This window comes from Klebsiella sp. JN_Kp122 (genome assembly GCF_040062085.1).
GTDB lineage: Bacteria > Pseudomonadota > Gammaproteobacteria > Enterobacterales > Enterobacteriaceae > Klebsiella > Klebsiella aerogenes.
This window is the reverse complement of sequence record NZ_JBEAHW010000047.1, coordinates 86,153-106,056: the sequence shown is the minus strand read 5'-3', so window position 1 is coordinate 106,056 and position 19,904 is coordinate 86,153. Positions and strand designations below refer to the sequence as shown.

At 53.9% G+C, this 19,904-nt stretch carries 10 protein-coding genes and 1 tRNA gene; 10 read left to right on the top strand and 1 reads right to left on the bottom strand.

What is annotated here, in order from left to right:
- Nucleotides 1-57 precede the first annotated feature (57 nt).
- The 9 genes from ABLU78_RS21390 (at nt 58) to ABLU78_RS21350 (ending at nt 16,954) form a co-directional block, all read left to right on the top strand.
- Nucleotides 58-330 (top strand): phage tail assembly protein T, encoded by a 273-nt coding sequence (locus ABLU78_RS21390; RefSeq protein WP_015367370.1) that lies wholly within the window; start codon nt 58-60, stop codon nt 328-330.
- On the top strand, nt 314-3,466 hold the full coding sequence (locus ABLU78_RS21385) for a phage tail tape measure protein (RefSeq protein WP_348820661.1): 3,153 nt from the start codon (nt 314-316) through the stop codon (nt 3,464-3,466). Before ABLU78_RS21390 ends, ABLU78_RS21385 begins: the two co-directional genes overlap by 17 nt.
- A 3-nt stretch (nt 3,467-3,469) precedes the next feature.
- Nucleotides 3,470-3,817: a phage tail protein gene (locus ABLU78_RS21380; RefSeq protein ID WP_131066628.1), complete on the top strand. Its 348-nt coding sequence runs from the start codon at nt 3,470-3,472 to the stop codon at nt 3,815-3,817.
- Complete coding sequence (locus tag ABLU78_RS21375; protein WP_047043729.1) at nt 3,814-4,566, top strand: phage minor tail protein L; 753 nt, start codon at nt 3,814-3,816, stop codon at nt 4,564-4,566. The genes ABLU78_RS21380 and ABLU78_RS21375 overlap by 4 nt, the downstream gene beginning before the upstream one ends.
- A 1-nt stretch (nt 4,567) precedes the next feature.
- Nucleotides 4,568-5,278: a C40 family peptidase gene (locus ABLU78_RS21370; RefSeq protein WP_047043727.1), complete on the top strand. Its 711-nt coding sequence runs from the start codon at nt 4,568-4,570 to the stop codon at nt 5,276-5,278.
- A 33-nt stretch (nt 5,279-5,311) separates the two neighbouring features.
- A complete protein-coding gene (locus tag ABLU78_RS21365; RefSeq protein WP_072269120.1) occupies nt 5,312-5,710 on the top strand; it encodes a hypothetical protein in 399 nt (132 codons plus the stop codon).
- Nucleotides 5,711-5,766: 56 nt separating this feature from the next.
- Nucleotides 5,767-6,372, top strand: coding sequence for a tail assembly protein (locus tag ABLU78_RS21360; RefSeq protein WP_047043725.1), 606 nt, complete (start codon nt 5,767-5,769; stop codon nt 6,370-6,372).
- Nucleotides 6,373-6,433: 61 nt separating this feature from the next.
- Nucleotides 6,434-15,787 carry a carbohydrate binding domain-containing protein gene (locus ABLU78_RS21355; RefSeq protein ID WP_348820660.1) on the top strand — a complete coding sequence of 3,118 codons (9,354 nt, stop codon included), beginning with the start codon at nt 6,434-6,436 and terminating at the stop codon, nt 15,785-15,787.
- Between the two features lie 30 nt (nt 15,788-15,817).
- A complete protein-coding gene (locus ABLU78_RS21350) occupies nt 15,818-16,954 on the top strand; it encodes a tail fiber domain-containing protein (RefSeq protein WP_157194953.1) in 1,137 nt (378 codons plus the stop codon).
- Between the two features lie 330 nt (nt 16,955-17,284).
- Here ABLU78_RS21350 and ABLU78_RS21345 read toward each other — a convergent pair whose 3' ends face one another.
- Nucleotides 17,285-19,261: an alkyl sulfatase dimerization domain-containing protein gene (locus ABLU78_RS21345; RefSeq protein WP_157194952.1), complete on the bottom strand. Its 1,977-nt coding sequence runs from the start codon at nt 19,259-19,261 to the stop codon at nt 17,285-17,287.
- Nucleotides 19,262-19,695: 434 nt separating this feature from the next.
- Here ABLU78_RS21345 and ABLU78_RS21340 point away from each other — a divergent pair.
- Nucleotides 19,696-19,850: transfer RNA gene (locus tag ABLU78_RS21340), tRNA-Ser, on the top strand.
- The last annotated feature ends 54 nt before the right edge of the window (nt 19,851-19,904 follow it).

Here is a 19,904-nt window from a genome sequence, read left to right as displayed (position 1 = left end):
GAGCTTGATTTTGTCCTGAAACTGGCGCGTGAGTTCGGGCGGCCCGACTGGCGCGCCATGCTTGCTGGCATGACGTCCTCCGAGCTGGGCGACTGGCATCACTTTTACCGGGAGCGTTATTTCCAGGACGCGCAACTCGATGCCCATTTCTCCGGGCTGCTATACACCATTTCAACCTTCTTATACCGGGATCCGGATCTCACCCCTGCACACTTCAGCTTGCTGTCCCCTTCTGCTGAGGTAGCAGCGGATAATGTGCAGGACGATGACGCCATGATGCTGGCCGCAGAGGGAATAACAGGAGGCACCAGATATGGCCCAGCAGATTAGCGACCTTGTCATTAACCTGGATGTCGACAGCGCCACATTTACCGAACAGATCGCCAGGATTAAGGGGCAACTGTCCGGTATGGCGGATGAATCGGACAAAGTTCAAACGCGCATGCGTAGTGCGGCAGAGGCGCAAATCAGCGCGCTGAAAACCACCAGCGCCGCCAGCGCAGGGGCTGTGTCTGATATGCAGAAGCGGCAGGCGGATGCCGCCGCCGGGCTTCAGAGCGAACTGCAGCGGGTCTCCAAATCGGTCGATGAGACTTACCAGCGCGTTACAGGGTTAAACCAGCGCTATCGGGAGAACGATGCGCAGGCTGAGGCGCTGGCGCGTCGGCAGGATGCGCTGGCGGAGTCGTTCTTTCGGCAAATAGATGGTGTTCGATCCCTCAGTGGTGAAACGCGGTCGCTGGCCAGTGTCCAGGAACAATTTCGTAAGGCCCGCGCGCAGGGGAACATCACTCAGGGCGATTATCTCTCCCTGATTTCCCGCACCACGGCGCGGCAGAAAGAACTACAGCAGGTTGAGGAAAAAGCGAACCAGGCGCGCGAGAAATTTCTTCGCCAGCTGAAGGCGCAGGTTGTCGAGCAAAAACTGTCTGGTACAGAGCTCCTGAGAATGAAAGCGGCGCAGGTGGGCGCCGGCGATGCCGCTGAAGTTTATATCCGCAAACTGGAAGCGGCAAAGGTCGCCACGCACAGCCTTGGTCTCGAGAGCGCTGGCGCACGTCGGGAACTTGGCGTGCTGGCGGGGGAATTATTACGTGGTAACTTCGGCGCGCTGCGTGGCTCCGGGATAACCCTGGCGAACCAGGCCGGGTGGCTCGAAAAAATGATGACGCTACGCGGACTGGGGATCGCCGGCGTGGTCGGTGGTATAGCGGCATCCGTCGTTCTGTTGGGGAAGGCGTGGTACGAGGGCGGGAAGGAAGCAGAGGAGTTTAACAAACAGCTCATTCTCACCGGGAATTATGCCGGGAAAACCTCGGGACAACTGCAGGCGCTGGCGCGGAACATCTCAGGAAATGGAGTCACTCAGCACGCCGCGGCAGCCGTATTAGCGCAGGTTGTCGGAAGTGGGGCATTCGGTGGCGCCGACGTCGAGCGCGTTGCCAACGTGGCTGCAAGGCTTCAGCAGGCGACCGGCCAGGCGGTGGATGAAACTATTAACCAGTTCAAACGGCTGAAAGATGATCCGGTTAATGCGGTTGCAACGCTGAATGAGTCGCTGCATTTTCTGACCGCAAGCCAGTTTGAACAGATTTCAGCTGCTCAGGCGATGGGGGATTCACAGCGTGCTGCAGAGCTCGCAATGCGGGCCTATTCCGACAGCGTTATCCAGCGTGCGAATGCGGTGAAGGAAAATCTGGGGACACTTGAAACCGCGTGGAACTGGGTGAAAAATGCCGCCAGCGGCGCCTGGGATGCCATGATGGGTATTGGTCGCAATCCTGATACGGCTATGAAGCGGCAGGGGGCTTTTGCGGACTGGCAGTCAGCCGAAAAGGAATACCGCGCGCTGTCGTCCAACCTGAAAGTCGATCCTGACTATGCGGGAAACAATCCGCTGGTGAAAGCGGATGCAGAGCGTCTGCGGAATGCGCGCGAGCAGCTGTCTCTCAAAAAACAGGCTTATGATGAGGCCGATAAAGCATACGCGCAGGAAGGTTTAGCCGCCGCCCGCGAGAAGCTACGCAACGACCAGCAGCAACAGGCAATAAGGAACCAGCAGCAGTTTAATCAGCTTCTGGATGCCGGTCTTAAGCCTGCCGAGAAGCGAGCCCGTGCTCAGGAAGAATTTAATAAGCTGGTTGCGAAAAACAAACAGGATGCCACCGATGGGATCGCCACCCGCTGGACGGATAGCGATATCGCAAAAATCCGGGCGGGTATCGATGAGAAATACAAAGATCGTAAAACGCCGAAAACGCCGAAAGGCAGGCAGTACACCACACCCGCTGGCAACAAGGCTGAGGAAGGGGCGCAGGCGGAGCTGCTGACGTTGCAGGCGCAGCTTAAAACCCTGCAGCAGCATACTGACGTTAACGATGTGATCAGTAAGCAGCGCCGTGACCTCTGGCAGACGGAAAACCAGTATGCCGTTTTACAGGAGGCCGCCGGCCGCCGCCAGTTATCCACGCAGGAAAAATCCCTGCTCGCCCACAAAAACGAAACGCTGGAATACAAACGCCAGCTGGCCGATCTCGGTGATAAGGTCGCCCGGCAGCAAAAGCTGAATAATCTGGCGGATCAGGCTACTAAATTCGCCCAACAGCAAAGCGCGCTGAGGGCGGGGATCAATGCTCAGGCCGACGGGCTTTCTGGTAGGGAGTCGAACAGAAGGACCACGCTTGAAAAACTGAGTGAAACGTATGCCTTCAACCCTGATGCGCAGCGGAAGGTGCTGGCGGAACAGCAAGCCACCTATGAAGCCGAGGATGCACTGCGCGGTAACTGGCTCGCCGGTGCGAAGCAGGGCTGGGCGGAGTATCAGGATTCGGCCACAGATGTTTTCTCATCTGTGAAAGATATTTCTCAGGCCACATTCAGTGGTCTTGCCAACCAGCTGACAGCGCTGACCACAACCGGAAAGGCGAGTTTTAAAGAATTCACCACATCCATTCTGAAGATGATTGTTCAGGTCATCAATCAGCTGATCGTGGCCTATACCATTCAGGCGGCTATGGGGTGGATCAGCGGCGGCTCCAGTTCCCCGAAGTCAGGGCCGTCGTATGCCGTTCCTTCCTATCGTCCTTCCGGTTTTGATGGGGGCGGTTTTACCGGGCATGGGGGGAAATACGAGCCCGCCGGGGTTGTCCACCGCGGCGAGTTCGTTTTCACCAAAGAGGCAACCAGCCGCATCGGCGTGAGTAACCTTTATCGGATGATGAAAGGCTATGCTTCCGGCGGATATGTCGGCGCTGGTGGTGCGCCTGCAGGCGCATTCGCTGGTGGCGTGAATGTCTATGCACCAGTCAGTGTGACAACTCAGCAGACAGGTAATGATCAGCGGCAGGGTAATACTGATGCTGTTGGAAAGGCCTATCAGCAGGTTGTTAACCGCTCCGTGCAGGATGGGATTGCCAAAGCGCTGCGTCCCGGTGGGCTTATCTGGAACGCTAATAACCGCAGGTAATTTATGGCAATTGAAACATTCTCATGGCGCATTCAGGCTGCCAGCCAACCGACGCTAAAAAGCAAAGATAATATTCGTAAGGTTCAGTTTGGTGACGGTTATGCCCAGGTATCCGGGAATGGCATAAATGATGAAGCATTAAGTTATGAATTTTCATTTTCCGGCGACCCTGATACTGCGCTGGATATTTATAAATTTTTGCGTCGCCATAAAACTAAATCGTTTTCCTTTAAACCACCATCAGGTGAATTAGCACTTTGGCGGGTTGAAGCGGACAGTCTGCAAAAAGTTATTCAGGGAAAGAAAATCATCACCATCACCGCAACATTTGAGCAGGCATTTGCACCATGATAAATTCTGATTATCAAAAGCTGGAGCCTGGTAATGAAATCAGGCTATTTGAAATTGATGGCAGTAGTTTTGGACTAGATAATGTTCTGTATTTCCACTCGCATAATATTGCCCATACAGAAGATGAAATAATTGCTGCAGGAGGGGATGAGGATAAGTTACCTGCAAAAAGTATCTGGTGGCAGGGTACTGAATATAAAGCCTGGCCGTGTGAGATAGAGGGGATTGAGGCTTCCACTAGTGGGACGGATGCCCAGCCTACGTTACGGGTTGCTAACCTTGATGCGTCTGTAACTGCTTTGTGCCTGCATTATGATGATCTGATGCAGGCAAAAGTCACTATCCACGATACGCTGGCAAAGTACCTCGATCCCCGTAATTTTCCCTCCGGCAATGCTACCGCCGATCCCACTCAGGAAAAATTGCAAACCTGGTATATCGATGCGAAAACCGATGAAACGGATGAGGTGGTGGAGTTCACCCTTGCCAGCCCGATGGACCTACAGGGCATGATGATCCCCACCCGCCAGTTGCATTCGTTGTGTACCTGGTGCATACGGAATAAGTATCGTTCTGGTGATGGCTGTGATTACGCAGGCTCGCGGTATTTTGACCAAAACAATAAGCCGGTCGATGACCCCTCGAAGGACGTCTGCAACGGTACCCTCACAGCATGTAAGTTGAGGCACGGTGACACCAGTGAATTGCCGTTCGGTGGGTTCCCGGGGACTTCATTAATCAGGAGCTGATATGCGTCAAAAAGTCATTCAGGCGATACAGGCACATGCGGCGGCGGAATACCCGAGAGAGGCCTGTGGGCTAGTCGCCCAGAAAGGCCGGGTAGTGCGCTATTTCCCGTGCCGTAACATTGCCGGTGAACCAACTGAGCATTTTATTCTGGCGCCTGAGGATTATGCTGCCGCTGAGGACTGGGGGGTAGTGACTGGGATCGTACACAGTCACCCGGACGCCACGACCCAGCCGAGCGAACTGGACAAGGCACAATGTGATGCGACCCTGATGCCCTGGCATATCATCAGTTGGCCGGAAGGGGATTTTCGTACTATCCATCCTCGAGGGGAACTACCGTTACTTGAGCGACCGTTTGTGCTTGGCCATTATGATTGCTGGGGGTTGGTAATGAGCTACTTCCGGCAGACTCATGGTATAGAATTGCATGACTACCGCGTCGATTATCCCTGGTGGGAAAAACAGTATCCCGATAATTTTTACCACGATTGTTGGTATGAATGTGGGTTCCGTGAATTTGATGGGCCCCCACAATCCGGGGATATGGTCATCATGCAGGTTCAGTCGGATAAGTGGAATCATGCCGGGATCCTGCTGGAGGGGAATATGCTGCTGCACCATCTTTATGGTCACCTCAGTAAACGGGTGCCATATGGCGGTTACTGGTTAGAGAGGACTATGAAGGTTCTGCGTTATCATTCATTGTGCTAACCTTTCTCCAAAATCAAAGGGAGTGGTACTAAATTGAAAAAGATAATTTTATTATTATGCGTAACTAGTTTATTTGCCTGTTCAAGTAATCCTTTTGAGGAGACGAAAACACTATATTCTACTGAATATAAAAAACCTTCCTCAAACTCTACGCAAATTCGTGTTCATCGTGTTTCTCAGCTATCCGGTGCCGCATTAGGTGAAGATTGCCCCTTAGTGCTTAAGGTCGATGATAAAGAGATTGCAGGATTACAAAAAAATCAATATGTTGATTTATACGTTCCTAATGGTCATCATAACTTATCTGTTAAATTTAAATGTGCATTGACTTCATGGAGAAAATCTTTAGAGCTTAATGCAGTTGGTGACTATCAGGAGTATAAAACTGAAATTGGAGCAGTCGGTCAATATCGAATGTGGCGAGTTAAATAATATCCTGATATTTAACCTATAAGGCCGTTAGCTCGGCCTTTTTGTTGGGGTTTTTTATGCCAGAAGTAATGACAAAAATTGTGATTAGTGGAGTGCTGGGGAAGCACTTTGGGAAAGTCCACTATCGACTTGTAAGAAATACAAAAGAGGCCATTAGAGCACTTTGCTGTACAATAGATGGTTTCGAAAGATATTTAAATGAAAGTGAGCAAAAAGGTCTCACATATGCTGTATTTAAAAATGATAAAAATATCGGAGAGGATGATTTAGCATTTCCAATATCCGGAGAAGAAATTCGTATTATCCCTGTATTAATCGGTAGTAAAAAAGCAGGAATGCTTCAAACAATATTTGGAGCTGTGTTAGCTGCTGTTGGGGTTGTAGTAGGGGTGATGACTTCCTGGACAGGTGTGGGCGGGGCAATAGGTACTGCTATGGTAAGCGCGGGTGTGGGAATGATGGCTGGTGGTGTTATTCAGATGCTTTCTCCACAACCTGCAGGATTAGCCAGTAAACAATCCGACGATAACAAAGCCTCTTACGCATTCGGCAGCGTGACCAATACAGCCTCACAGGGTTATCCAGTTCCCCTTCTCTACGGAAAACGACGAATTGGCGGAGCCATTATCTCTGCTGGGATCTACGTGGAAGATCAGCAGTAATTCAACGCATTGTAGTTAACCTTTCAGGCTGCCAACAGGCGGCTTTTTTTATGGGTAAAATATGGCGAACATCATTAAAGGGCGCAAAGGCGGCAGCTCTAAACAGCGCACACCCACAGAACAGCCGGATGATTTACAGTCCATTGCGAAAGCGAAAATTCTTGTTGCTTTAGGTGAGGGAGAGTTTGCTGGTAGCCTGACGGGTAAAGATATTTATCTCGATGGTACCCCGATCGAGAATGCCGACGGCTCACAAAACTTTAGCGGCGTGGCCTGGGAGTTTCGTCCGGGCACTCAGGCGCAAAACTATATTCAGGGTATTCCAGGTACCGAGAATGAAATTAGCGTGGGCACGGACATTTCAAGCCAGACGGCCTGGACCCACACGTTTACGAATACCCAGCTGTCCGCTATCCGGCTGCGTTTGAAATGGTCGGCTCTTTTTACTCAGGAAGATGATGGCGATCTCGTCGGCAACACCGTGAAATACGCCATCGATTTACAGACCGATGGCGGTAGCTGGCAGACAGTGGTTGATACGGCGGTGACCGGGAAAACCACTTCAGGGTATGAGCGAAGCCACCGTATCGATTTGCCGCGGGCCGGCGCAACATGGACCGTTCGTCTGCGCAAATTAACTCCTGATGCTAACAGCGCAAAGATTGGCGACAATATGGCGCTGCTGAGTTATACGGAAGTTATCGACGCGAAGCTGCGTTATCCAAACACGGCTTTGCTATATATCGAGTTTGATTCGAGTCAGTTTAACGGCTCCATTCCACAGATTTCATGTGAGCCCCGCGGTCGGGTTATTCGTGTCCCTGATACCTATGATCCTGAAACCCGCTCTTATACCGGAACCTGGACGGGCTCGTTTAAATGGGCATGGACTGACAACCCCGCATGGATTTTTTACGATCTGGTGGTTAGCGACCGCTTCGGTCTTGGCAATCGGCTGACTGCTGCCAATATCGATAAATGGATGCTGTACCAGGTTGCGCAATACTGCGACCAGCTTGTTCCTGATGGTAAGGGCGGTGATGGCCTGGAGCCGCGTTATATCTGTAACGTATACATTCAGGATCGCAATGCAGCCTATACGGTGCTGCGCGACTTTGCCGCCATATTCCGTGGAATGACATGCTGGAACGGTCAACAGATTATCGCGCTGGCGGATATGCCGCGCGATATCGATTTCACCTATACCCGCGCCAACGTCATTGATGGCAAATTCCGTTATTCCAGCAGTACCAGTAAAACCCGCTATACCAATGCTCTTGTATCGTGGTCAGATCCGGCCAACGCCTTTTCTGATGCAATGGAGCCGTCATTTGTAAAAGAGCTTGTCGCGCGCTACGGATTTAATCAGCTCGAGCTAACGGCGATCGGTTGCACTCGACAATCAGAGGCTCACAGGAAAGGGTTGTGGGGGATCCTAACCAATAACAAAGATCGCATGGTGACGTTTGATGTCGGCCTGGATGGTAAAATTCCTCAGCCTGGTTACGTTATCGGCGTAGCCGATGAAATGCTGGCCGGGAAAGTCAACGGCGGCCGCATCAGTAAAGTAGACGGGCGGGTTATCATCCTGGACAGGGATATTGATGCTAATGCCGGAGATCGCCTGCAGGTTAACCTGCCTTCCGGTACTTCCCAGAGCCGGACTATTCAGTCAATAAATGGCCGCCGGCAGGTGACTGTTACCACGGCATTCAGCGAGACTCCCGAGGCCGAATCAGTATGGGCTATTGAGTCTGATGATCTTTTCCTGCAGCAGTATCGTGTAGTTGGCGTTAAGGATAACAACAACGGGACTTACACGATTACAGGTACGTCGCATGATCCGGACAAATACGCGCGCATCGATACGGGCGCCATAATTGATCAGCGTCCGGTCAGTGTTGTTCCCCCTGGTAACCAGGCGCCGCCTGATGGCATCCTCCTGACGTCCTTCTCTGTGGTGAATCAGGGGATCAGCGTCGAAACCCTGCAGGCCAATTGGGACTCGGTACAAAACGCTATCGCCTATGAGGCGCAGTGGCGCCGCAATGACGGCAACTGGATTAATGTGCCGCGCAGCTCGACCACGTCATTTGAGGTCAGCGGCATTTATGCCGGTCGCTATCTGGTGCGAGTCCGTGCGATCAACGCGGCGGAAATTTCCAGTGGCTGGGCGTACTCGGAAGAGAAGACCCTGACCGGGAAAGTCGGCGAGCCGCTGCCGCCGCTGGCGCTGACGACCGTTTCACTGACCGCAGGTATCGAAATTCGCTGGGAATTCCCTGCAGGCGCAGAGGATAGCCAGCGAACCGAACTGCAGTACAGCCCGGACCAGAGCGGGAACGGCGCGATGCCATTGACCGATTTAGCGTATCCGGGCAAACAGTATCAGCAGATGGGCCTGCAGATTGCCACGCAGTTCTGGTACCGCGCACGCCTGGTTGACCGCCTGGGCAATGCCTCGCCGTGGACTGACTGGGTGCATGGTATGTCCAGCGATAACGTTTCTGATTATTACCAGCAGCTCGACGACGCGCTTAAAGGCTCGGATACATACGAGGAACTGAACAAAGGTATCCAGGACAACAGTGCTGCCGCCGACGCCGCGCAACAGGCTGCAGACGCCGCCCAGGGAACCGCTGACCAGGCGGCGAAGGATGTCGCCGCGCAGGGGGCCATCGTCACGCAGCAGGGCAAGGACCTGGCTGCCAACATCGCCAAAACTAACGACACGACCAACAAGCTGGCGCAGGAAGTGAAAGACCGCGCTGCTGCCGACGCCGCCAATGCGCAGAAAGCAGCCAGCGACACTGCTGCAGCGGTGGCGAAAGCTGAAACGGACGATGCCGCCGTGGCGAAGCAGGCTGCCGATAACCTGCTGAGTGCCAAACGCGAAGTTGAAGCGGCGATTGAGACGACGAACGTCACCATGCAGGACGGCTTTGACAGCCTGGCGCAGCAGATGGCGTCGATTTCAGCCGGTACCGGCGAGCAGTTCGACAGTCTCAAAATCTGGTATTTCGACAAGGACAACGAGGGGTGGAGCTCTGACGACGGCGGCACGAAACCGCTACCGGTAACTGATGACGGGTGGCTCCTTCCTGCCGATTCCATTTCGACCATGCGCAGCCCATCCGGCGCTGGCACGCTGATTGACGGCAGCGCCTATAAGTACCTTCGCCTGCGCATCAAGAAAGTCGGCAACCCGGCCTGGGGCGGTCGGCTGTACTGGATTGGTGCTGATGAAACCGGCTGGACCGAGGGACGCCGCCTGGTGCTACCAGCACCGGATTTTGACCCGTCCACCGGCATCAGCATTATCGCGATCCCGGATATCCCGTGGCAGGCCTCCGGCAGCATCCGTCGCCTGCGTCTCGACTTCTCACAGGGGGGAGCGGCTGACGCAGATAACTACTATGCCGTTAACTGGCTGGCCGTTGGGCGTCCGACCCCTGGTGCATCGCAGGCGCAGATTCAGGGCCTGAAAACGGCGATGACTGCTGCCGACTCAGCTGAGGCGATGGAGCGTAACCAGCTGGCGGTGCAGCTGCGCGGCAACGAGGAAGGGACAGACCCGAATAAACTGGTTTCTGGCCTGCTTTTCGAAGAGCGGAAAATCCGCGTGACGGCGGAGAAGGCCATCGGCTCCCGCGTGGATACGTTGCGCGTCGATTATGATAAATCCACTGCAGCGGCGACCCAGCGTATGGATACGCTAGCGAGCGACCTGCAGTCGACTGCCTCGAAAACGGATCAGGTTGCAGCGGACCTTGTTTCAGCGAACGGCGTCATTGCTGGCCATACGCTGGTCATCCAGAAAATCGAGGGTGACGTCCAGACTATCGACGGCAAAGTTCAGGCCAACGCCAGCCAGATTGCCGGGGTGGAATCGAAGGTTGATAACATCCGAATCGGTGGCGTAAACCTGATACCCAACTCCGGGGAACTGACCGGCAAATCGCCATCTGCAACCGAACGTTACCGGGGTAACGCGGTTCGCATCCTGACGCGTGCCGCCGGAGCGACTGATTTCGCCGTCCTCGACTACACGCTGGCCGCGCCGGTTGACGGTACCGAGTATGTTCTGTCGTTCTATGCGAAAGCGAAGACGGACAAGACGTCGGTTCGTTGTTTCCTGAATACGCCGGATGCCACTATCCGCGCTGAAACCAGCCAGGGCGTTATTGTGGAGCGTCCAGCCGGGTATAACGGCGATGTGACCGTGACGCTCTCCACGTCCTGGAGCCGCTATTGGGTTAAATACAAACGCAAACCTGGCTTGTCCGGGACGGCGTATCTCGTTGTGGCCAGACTCGACGGCGCAGCTGCAGCGCGCGAAGCGTGGATCAGCTCTCCGATGTTTGAATCCGGCAATATTGTGAGCGACTGGAGCCAGGCTCCGGCAGACAGCGCCAGCTCGGATGCCGTCCAGCAACTGACGACCCGCGTCACGACTGCCGAGAATACGCTGGCCACCACGGCGCAGCAGACGACGGCGCTCAAGTCACAGATTACGACCGGCAACCTCCTGCTGAATGGCGACCTGATTAATAAAGCGGATAACTGGCAGCTGTCCGGCACCGGCGCGGGTGCTCCGGTCTATGACGCGGTGATGAAAGGTCTCACCACGACCGAGCCGGCGATGCGGATCGCCAACGGAACAAAAATCCCGGTCGAAGCCGGTCAGGTACTGACGCTCACCTTCGGATTCAAGACGGACGACGCGACGATCAGTATCGGGACCCAGAATTTTACGATGGGCCTGATTGAGAATTGGGGGAATCCGACTAACTGGCTTGTCCAGGACAATAACTGGTTTGCGGGTATCACCACCGGCTACCAGACCCGCACGCTGACGTTCACGATCCCGAATGACTTCAAAGGGAGGTGGTGTTACCTGCGCATGGCCTGCGGAGGATGGACGCCGTCGACCGCTCGCGTTTACCTGCAGGGCTTCATGCTGACCGCCTCAAACGGTATCGCTGGTAAAGCCGATGCATCAGCAGTGCAGGACCTGCAGTCGCAGGTCACGAAGAACGGTGACGACATCGCCACCAACGCCAGCGCGATCACCAGCCTGGGTGGGCGTATTGATGCCACTAATGCCGAGGTGGCAAAGAAAGCCACCACCGCCGCGCTGGATAGCCTGAAGGCCACCGTCACGCAGCAGGGTAAGGATATTACCGCGCAGGCGGAGCGGACGACGGCGTTAACCAATACCGTTAACCAGAATAAGCAGAATGCTGATTCTGCGATTGCCGCGAACGGCCAGGCGATCTCTGGTTTATCGCAAACTGTTTCACAGCAGGGCGACCGCATCACCAGCCAGGGCCAGCAGATTACGCAGGTCAGCAATAAAGTCGATACGGTGAATACTGACCTCGGCAAGCGGATTGATCAGAAGGCGGATAACAAGACAGTACAGGACCTCAGCGCCACCGTGACCCAACAGGGCAAGGATATTACGGCGGCGAACCAGGCCATAACCAGCCTGAAAGGACGCGTAGCGACGGTTGAGGAAGGGCTGGCCAAAGCGGCCACCGCCGATGCCGTGAGCAAGCTTGATACGCGCGTCACCAGTGCTGAGGGGAAAATTGAATCGCAGGGAACGGCGATCACCGGGATTAATGTTGCTCTGAATTCGCAGACGGCAGCGGGTGGCGACTACATCCTGAACCCGACATTTGACCCCGCATATCCATCGATGGGCTTTACCCGCCGGGATACGGTAGACAGCAACGACGATGATGGAATCCCGTATGATGCTGACATCCCGGCAGGCGCTCCGCGTCGCTATGTAGCACGACTGGCCTCGCGCGATCACCAGCTCAATACGCCACCGTGGCCGGTAAAAGCGGGACAGGTATTCGAGATTTCGGTCTGGGTAGCGGCAAAGGCAGGTTCCAACGCCGCATTTAACATGTACATCGGCTCGGCTACGGGACCGAATACGGGTGCCGTTGCGTACGCTGCGTTACCGGGTAGCGTTGCGCCCACTCAGACCTGGACGGAGAAAAAATACCGCTGGACGGTCCCGGCTAACTTCCCGCGCGGATATATGCGCCCGTTCCTGCAGGTGAACCAGAACGCGCCGTATGGCTCCGTATGGTATGCAACTGATTTCCACTGCCGGGAGATCACCGCCGCGCAGGGTGCGCAGACTGCTGCCGACGCTGCCGCCGGTGCCGTCACCCAACTGGATGCGCAAGTGACGCAGCAGGGCAACACTATCACCAGCCAGGGCCAGGCTATTACAGCCATTACAGGTCGAGTGTCGAACCTTGAATCCGGGCAGAGCGCGAACAGCAGCGCAATTCAGTCCCTGACGCAACGAACCACGGCAGCGGAAGGGAAAATTGAAACGAACAGCCAGGCGATCACCTCCGTCACCGGCGCGGTGAATGCGATGCTCAATCGCGGCGAGAACCTGGCAAACGATTTTAATTTTATGAGCGGATCGGCGCTGTGGGGTGTCCAGGGGAATACGCGTAACAAGGTGGAGTTTGGCGACTTTGGCGACGGTAAACCCGGCGTCCAGATGACGCAGCTCGACAGCACGTTGTATACCGGCCTCTTTGCTAACCAGAAAGCGCCGCTGCCACACAATACCCCACGCCGCTACCAGGTCATCGTTAAGGCGAAGGGCGTATCCGGCGCGATGAATTTCATGGTTCGCCGGTTTAACTACCTGGGGAATGTGGCCGGGACTTATGAAAACCGCCAGTTCTCCGCCACGGATACCTGGGCGACGTACACCGCTGAGTTTAGCGCGCCATCGTCGGCGACAGTGGATGGTTCTGTTTTTGCGCTCTACTGCTACCCGAACGCGTCGGTCATTCAGATTGACTATATCGCCATCTATGACATCACCGATGCGGTGGCCATCGATGCGAATACGTCTGCGGTCACGCAGCTGCAGCAGACGGTCACGCAGCAGGGCAAGGATATTGCTGCGAATGCCAGCGCCACGACCGCCGTTTCTGCAAGCCTGAATGCAGCGATGGCTGACGTGGATAACAAAATCACGGGCAACCTGATTTTAAACGGGGGATTTGAGCGTGACTTCACCAACTGGACCGCGCCAGCACAGGCGACAGTGATGTCGGCGCAGAATCCACACAGCGGCAAAAAAATCGTGAAATATGTCGCTGCTACCAACGCGACTCTTTTGTCGAGCGACACTGTTATTACTGCCGTTAAGGGCAGGACGTACAAGTTTGGTGCGTGGTTGCGGGCTAAGGCCGGGTCGACTATGCAACCGAATACGCAGCCGAATAACAAGGTTCGATTTGCTTACCTCGATAGCTCTGTAATCGCTGAGGCGCGCTTCGACCCGGCCACAATGCCTACTGGCAGCGTATGGCAGGAGTACAGCAACACGTACACCGCCACTAAAGACGGCACCATGTCGGTCAGCATCAACGCGTTTTTGAATGCAGGCGAAATTTATATCGACGATGTGTACGTTATCGATATTACTGACCGGGTCGATCTCGATGCCACGGCTGGCGCTGTATCTAACCTGCTGTCGACCGTGACACAGCAGGGAAAAGATATAGCCTCTAATGCCAGCGCGATCACGTCGGTCAACGCTTCAATCGGTGCGCTGCAGAGCCAGGGATTAAACCCCTGGTGTGATGGTTCCTTTGAGTCATACACCGCAAACCAGCAGCTGGGCAGCAGCTCGCTGGCGCGCGTCTCGACCGATGTTTACCGCAATGGCCAGAAGTCGCTCAAAATCACGCGTAACAACGGCGAGAACGGCAACAGCGACAAGATGATCGGGAACTGGCTTGCTGTTCGCGGTGGCGGTAAGTATCGGTTTTCTCTCTGGGCTTACATGGCCAGCGATATGTCGACACCGAACGGCTGGAACGTGTCTGTCGGCCTCTTTGCTCGCGGAGAGAATGGCGGCGCAAACCAGTGGCCGGAAGCCGTCCGTATCTCCGAGACAAACATCTCGCGCGGCAAATGGGTTCTCCTGACGGGAGTAGCGACCGTCGGTGCCGACCGGAGCATTGCGCAGATGTGGATCTCCACCAGGGGGCCGAATGGTGGAGCCGGTTATTCGCTGTATCTGGACGATATCAGCATTGTCGATGTGACCGACGCACAGGAGGCGCAGGATACTGCCACCGGCGCCGCGAACGCCGTTACCCAGCTGACAGCGACCGTGACCCAGCAAGGGAAGGATATCACCGCGCAGGCAGGGAAAATCACCAGCCTCGGCTCGCGTGTGGGTGATGCAGAGTCGCGTATCACGAAGCAGGACGAAACCATTGCATCTAACGGCCTGGCGATGGCGAACGGCTTTAACCAGATGCGCAGCATGATTGGCGACAACAGCGCGGCAATCACCACGACGAACAAAACCGTTGCCGACCTGGAAAAATCAACCACGGAGCAAATCACCACGCTGACCTCGCAGGTCGGGGATATGTCTGCAACCGTTCAGCAGACGGCATCCACCGTGGCGGATTTAAACGGCCAGTTGGGAGCGCAGTGGGGCGTGAAGGTCAGCACGTCTTCAGGTGGTAATAACTACGTGGCTGGTCTTCAGCTGGGGATTAATGGCAGCGGCCAGTCACAGTTCCTAGTCCAGGCTGATACGTTTGGCGTTTATGTGCCTAACGGCGATCAAAAAAATATGGTCTTCGGTATCGACGGGAACGGCGCTTATTTTCAGCAGGCGATGGCTCGTAACCTGGTTATCGATTTCGCGCAAATCTCCGACAACATCCGCTCGACGAACTACCAGCCAGGCCAGGCGGGTAAAGGGTGGAGCATCTCGAAAGGCGGCGGCGCAGAGTTCAACGACGTAACGGTCCGCGGTAGGGTATTCGCGACGGACGGCGTATTTACCGGCACCGTACGTGCCAATGATGGTTACTTTAACGGCACCGTGTACGCGTCGCGGATTGAGGGTGACGTTGGCTCGTTCGCAATCAACTGTTACAAGGCCACGTACAACCGTGTGCCAAAAGCAACATGGCAGTGGTGGGATCTTCTGCGTATTCGTAAGCAGGGATTTGATCAAGTAGTCGATATCAAAGGCGCATTACGTCAGGCGGATAAGTACGGCGACCTTCGTGCTGGTATGTCTTATCAGTCCGGCGCGGATGGCGGACTCAATCCGGGCTACGTAGGGTACGCAATACTTATGCGCCCAGGTGGCGATACTTCCGGCGGTGGGCCGATGACAACGGCGATATCTATTGACGGACAAATATTTTGGTCGTCAAAGGAAGGGTACGCGACGATAGAAAGTCTCCGCTTTATTGTACCGGCTGGAACTGGTGATGCGATTGTCCGCTTCGGATGTTATCTCGACCGTAACGGTTCAATGGAACTTCGTACTTTGATGCGCTTCGACGCTTTTGTCGCGCGCAACAGTAACGCGATAAGCCTACTTTAACAGGAGGGGTCCTTCGGGACCCTTAACAATATGGCGATAATTAGTGACGAATTAGCGGCCAGCATCCAGAAATGTTTCGACCGCACTTATGTGGATTTAGCAAATCAACAGCAGTTTTTATTTGGAGCCGGGAACGTGACGGTCACGAAGCCGGACGGTACAACGGGGACGGTAAAATCGTGGGCGCAGTTCCTGAGCGAATACGCCACGCGACAGCAGAACATCGACACAGCGCTGAAGGACGTAGCGAAGACGACGGCGACCAACACGTGGACGCAGGCGCAGACGTGGAATGTAAGCAGCACCTTTAAAAACAACCTGACGGTCGACAAGAACCTAACGGTTAACGGAAATTTAAACGGCGTACAGATTGCCGGGTCTCATATCGAGCTAACCGCACCAACGCCTTACATTGATTTTCACTATGGCAATAGTACGGCTGACTACACGCATCGCATCATCGCCGAAGACGGCGCGCTTGCCGTGTCACCTGGCTGGCGTGTATACGGTAATCAGCGGACGTTTGGGGCTAACACTGTCGAGGGCAATATTTGGTGGGGGTTCGTAGCTACGCGATTTGACGAACCTGGCGCGCCGGCTAACGGCACTCTTATTAACTCCCCTAACATGACATGGAGGTTCAAACAGCGAGGCGCAGACAGTAAAGGCGCAGAGGCCGGAATGGCGGCGGCGTATTTTGAGGAACAGGTGGGAACAAACCACCGATTAGCGATCACCGTTCAGGGGTTCAACGCTAACCAGCAGTGGTGGCAGTTCCTGAGCGACGGCAGGATCTACAGCAGCCAGAACGGTAACGTCCAGTTCCAGGGAACGTCCGACGCGCGCATGAAGCATGACATTAAACCGACGGACGGACAGCTATCTGTCGACCGTATCCGGGCGCTTGAGCTGGTGACGTTCGTCTATAACGACGACGAGCAGGGAAGGACGCGCCGGGGAATTATCGCGCAGCAGGCGCGGGACGTTGATCCGCAGTATGTGAAGCAGACTAACACGGCATATATGCGCAACGGTGAACGGGTGGATGACGACCGCCTTCAGTTAGATAATAACGTGATAATGATGGACACACTGGCTGCGGTACAAGTATTGATTAAGCGAGTAGACGAACTGGAGGAGCAATTATCTGCATTAGCAATCCAGTAATCATGTTTACTTGTTCAGACACCAACTGACAATTTGTGTATGCAGAATGCAATCAAATCTGACAGTCCGCATTGAGCGATAAGCGGAAATTAACGTCATGCAAAGGAAGCAAAACACAATCCAACAGTCACCGCATACCAGGTTCACCATTTAAATCAATACACTGTGAGAATGACCGTGTTGCGAACATTTCCTCAGGGTAAATTTGTTCAGATTACGCTCAAATTTAAACATGAAGGGATGGAAAAATAATGGCGTATGCAAATCTTAGGGCAAAAAAAGTCCAGACTTTATATCTGGACTTAGATATCAATTTAGGCGTCAAATCAGTTATGGCGTAACGATGTTAAACCAGAAATCAAACTTATCCATATAGCCCAGCATTTCATTGAGCTTATCGGCGTTACCGGTGATTTTCGCATCACCTTTATCCACCGCCTGCTTGAGAGTCTCCTCTTTGAGGATGATCTTATTCAGGGTGGCGCGGTTGAGGGCGATAGTGGTATCGGCATCTTTCGCTTCCGCGTTAGCGGTATGGTTCAGCACGCCGTTTTCCAGCTCCAGCTTATACTTACCGCCGTCGTTGCCGAGATCGATATTGAATACCGATTTTGCTTTACCCGCTTTTTCGCCGTTGATGTGGACCGCCAGATAGTCGAAGAACATTTCCGGGGTCATCGCGCGCACGGTATCCGGGCTGGCGGTGTTCGGGGTCGGGCCTTTCACCACGCCGTTACGTAGTTCCTGCGCGCCGGTCAGATAAAAGTTACGCCACGGGCCGGATTCAGCCTGATAGCCCAACTGCTCGAGAGCATCGGCTTCCAGATTACGCGCATCCTGGTTTTTCGGATCGGCAAAGACGATTTTGCTGACCACCTGCGCAACCCAACGGTAGTTACCCTGATCGTAATCCTCTTTCGCTTTCTTCATGATGGCATCCGCGCCACCCATGTAATCAACGAATTTCTTCGCCGCTTCTTCCGGCGGCAGTTCGTCGAGGGTGGCCGGGTTGCCGTCGAACCAGCCGAGATACAGCACGTAGGTGGCTTTTACGTCGTGGCTAACGGAACCGTAGTAACCGCGGTTGGCCCAGGTATTGGCAAGGCTATCCGGCAGTTTGAATTTGGCGGCGATTTCGTCACGGGTCAGGCCTTCGTTGGCCATGCGCAGGGTCTGGTCGTTAATATAACGATACAGGTCACGCTGGCTTTTCAGCAGGTTGACCACGTTTTCGTTGCCCCAGGTCGGCCAGTGGTGCTGAGCCATAATAATCTCAGCTTTGTCGCCCCAGCGAACGATCGCTTCGTTGATGTATTTGGACCACGGCAGCGGTTCGCGGATTTTCGCGCCGCGCAGCGAATAGGTATTGTGCAGGGTATGCGTCACGTCTTCTGCAGATTCAATCAGTTTTTTCTCTTCGATGAACCACAGCATTTCCGATGGCGCTTCTGAACCCGGCGCCAGCATAAAGTCATAGGTCAGACCGTCAATAACTTCTTTCTGACCGTCTTTTTCAATGATATTAGTTGGGGCAATCAGGGTAACGGTACCCGCAGAAGTGGTGGTGCCCAGGCCGGCGCCGACCTGTCCGGTCGCCGACGGTTTCAGCAGGTTGCCGTACATATAGCTGGCGCGGCGGCTCATGACGTTACCGGCCATGATGTTTTCTGCCACGGCCGCTTCCATAAAGCCAGCCGGCGCGTAAATTTTTACTTTGCCGGATTTCACATCCGCTTCATCAACCACGCCGCGCACGCCGCCGTAGTGGTCAACGTGGCTGTGGGTGTAGATAACGGCGACAACGGGTTTCTTACCGCGGTTTTTGTAATACAGATCCATGCCCACTTTTGCGGTTTCCGCTGATACCAGCGGGTCAACGACGGTAATGCCTTCTTTACCTTCGATGATGGTCATGTTGGAAAGGTCCAGATTGCGGATCTGGTAGACGCCGTCGGTCACCTCAAACAGACCGCTGATGTTAATCAGCTGCGACTGGCGCCACAGGCTCGGGTTGACGGTATCCGGGGCTTTTTCACCTTCTTTAATGAAAGAGTACTGCTGCGGGTCCCACACGACATTACCCTGTTCGCCTTTAATCACTTCGGCCGGTAGTGCGGCAATAAAACCTTTATGAGCATTGGTAAAATCGGTGTTGTCGGAGAAGGGGAGTTGGTTGTAGAGGGCGTCGTTGGCTTGTTTGGTGGCGGCGGTCGCTTCTTTTGCCGCGACTTCCGCCCATGCTGACAGGCTGATCGATGACAGCAAGCCGGCTATGGCTAAACCTTTCATTACGGGGGTAAGTTTCATAACTTCCTCATCGGTTGCGATATCAAAATCATGTGATGGGTTAAGTGCATTTACATCTACAAATGAATATAACAAAAAATTTACATCCAGCAAGAAAAAGACTTGAACTTCTTGATAATTATCACTTTTAGGAAAATACAGATATACATTTGTTAGTTATGTGAATACTGATTTAATTCCATTTCAGAGTGCTTGAGGCAGTAAGACACAACATTTCACTGATTAAATGTAGTCATAAACTCGTTTAATTCGAGGTTGGGTGAAAATTGAACAGTTGCATTTTTAGATGAACAAATAATGCTATTCCAAAAATAAGGATGCGGATTTGAGTCCGACAAGGTTCGGTTTTAGCCCATGGGTGCTGTTGCAGCCCTGACAACCTTAGACGTCAATCGATTCAGATGGTAAACAAAAAGTGTTGGTATACTATCTGCGGAGAAGTGGATAACTTACTGATAAATATGGGCGTGATAATGTCTCACTATACCAGTAGTTTGCATTATTTCATTGATTTTAAATGATATTTTACCGGTCTTGAAAACCGGCGACCCGAAAGGGTTCTAGAGTTCGAATCTCTACGCTTCCGCCAAATATGAAAAGGGGTTACCGAAAGGTAACCCCTTTTTGCTTTGGGCTCCTCCGG

Excerpts from the sequence above, each read along its gene's own strand:
- ABLU78_RS21350 (WP_157194953.1), top strand. The coding sequence starts at position 15,818 with ATGGCGATAATTAGTGACGAATTAGCGGCCAGCATCCAGAAATGTTTC.
- ABLU78_RS21375 (WP_047043729.1), top strand. The coding sequence starts at position 3,814 with ATGATAAATTCTGATTATCAAAAGCTGGAGCCTGGTAATGAAATCAGG.
- ABLU78_RS21355 (WP_348820660.1), top strand. The coding sequence starts at position 6,434 with ATGGCGAACATCATTAAAGGGCGCAAAGGCGGCAGCTCTAAACAGCGC.
- ABLU78_RS21360 (WP_047043725.1), top strand. The coding sequence starts at position 5,767 with ATGCCAGAAGTAATGACAAAAATTGTGATTAGTGGAGTGCTGGGGAAG.
- ABLU78_RS21385 (WP_348820661.1), top strand. The coding sequence starts at position 314 with ATGGCCCAGCAGATTAGCGACCTTGTCATTAACCTGGATGTCGACAGC.
- ABLU78_RS21370 (WP_047043727.1), top strand. The coding sequence starts at position 4,568 with ATGCGTCAAAAAGTCATTCAGGCGATACAGGCACATGCGGCGGCGGAA.
- ABLU78_RS21390 (WP_015367370.1), top strand. The coding sequence starts at position 58 with ATGCTTGCTGGCATGACGTCCTCCGAGCTGGGCGACTGGCATCACTTT.
- ABLU78_RS21345 (WP_157194952.1), bottom strand. The coding sequence starts at position 19,261 with ATGAAACTTACCCCCGTAATGAAAGGTTTAGCCATAGCCGGCTTGCTG.
- ABLU78_RS21380 (WP_131066628.1), top strand. The coding sequence starts at position 3,470 with ATGGCAATTGAAACATTCTCATGGCGCATTCAGGCTGCCAGCCAACCG.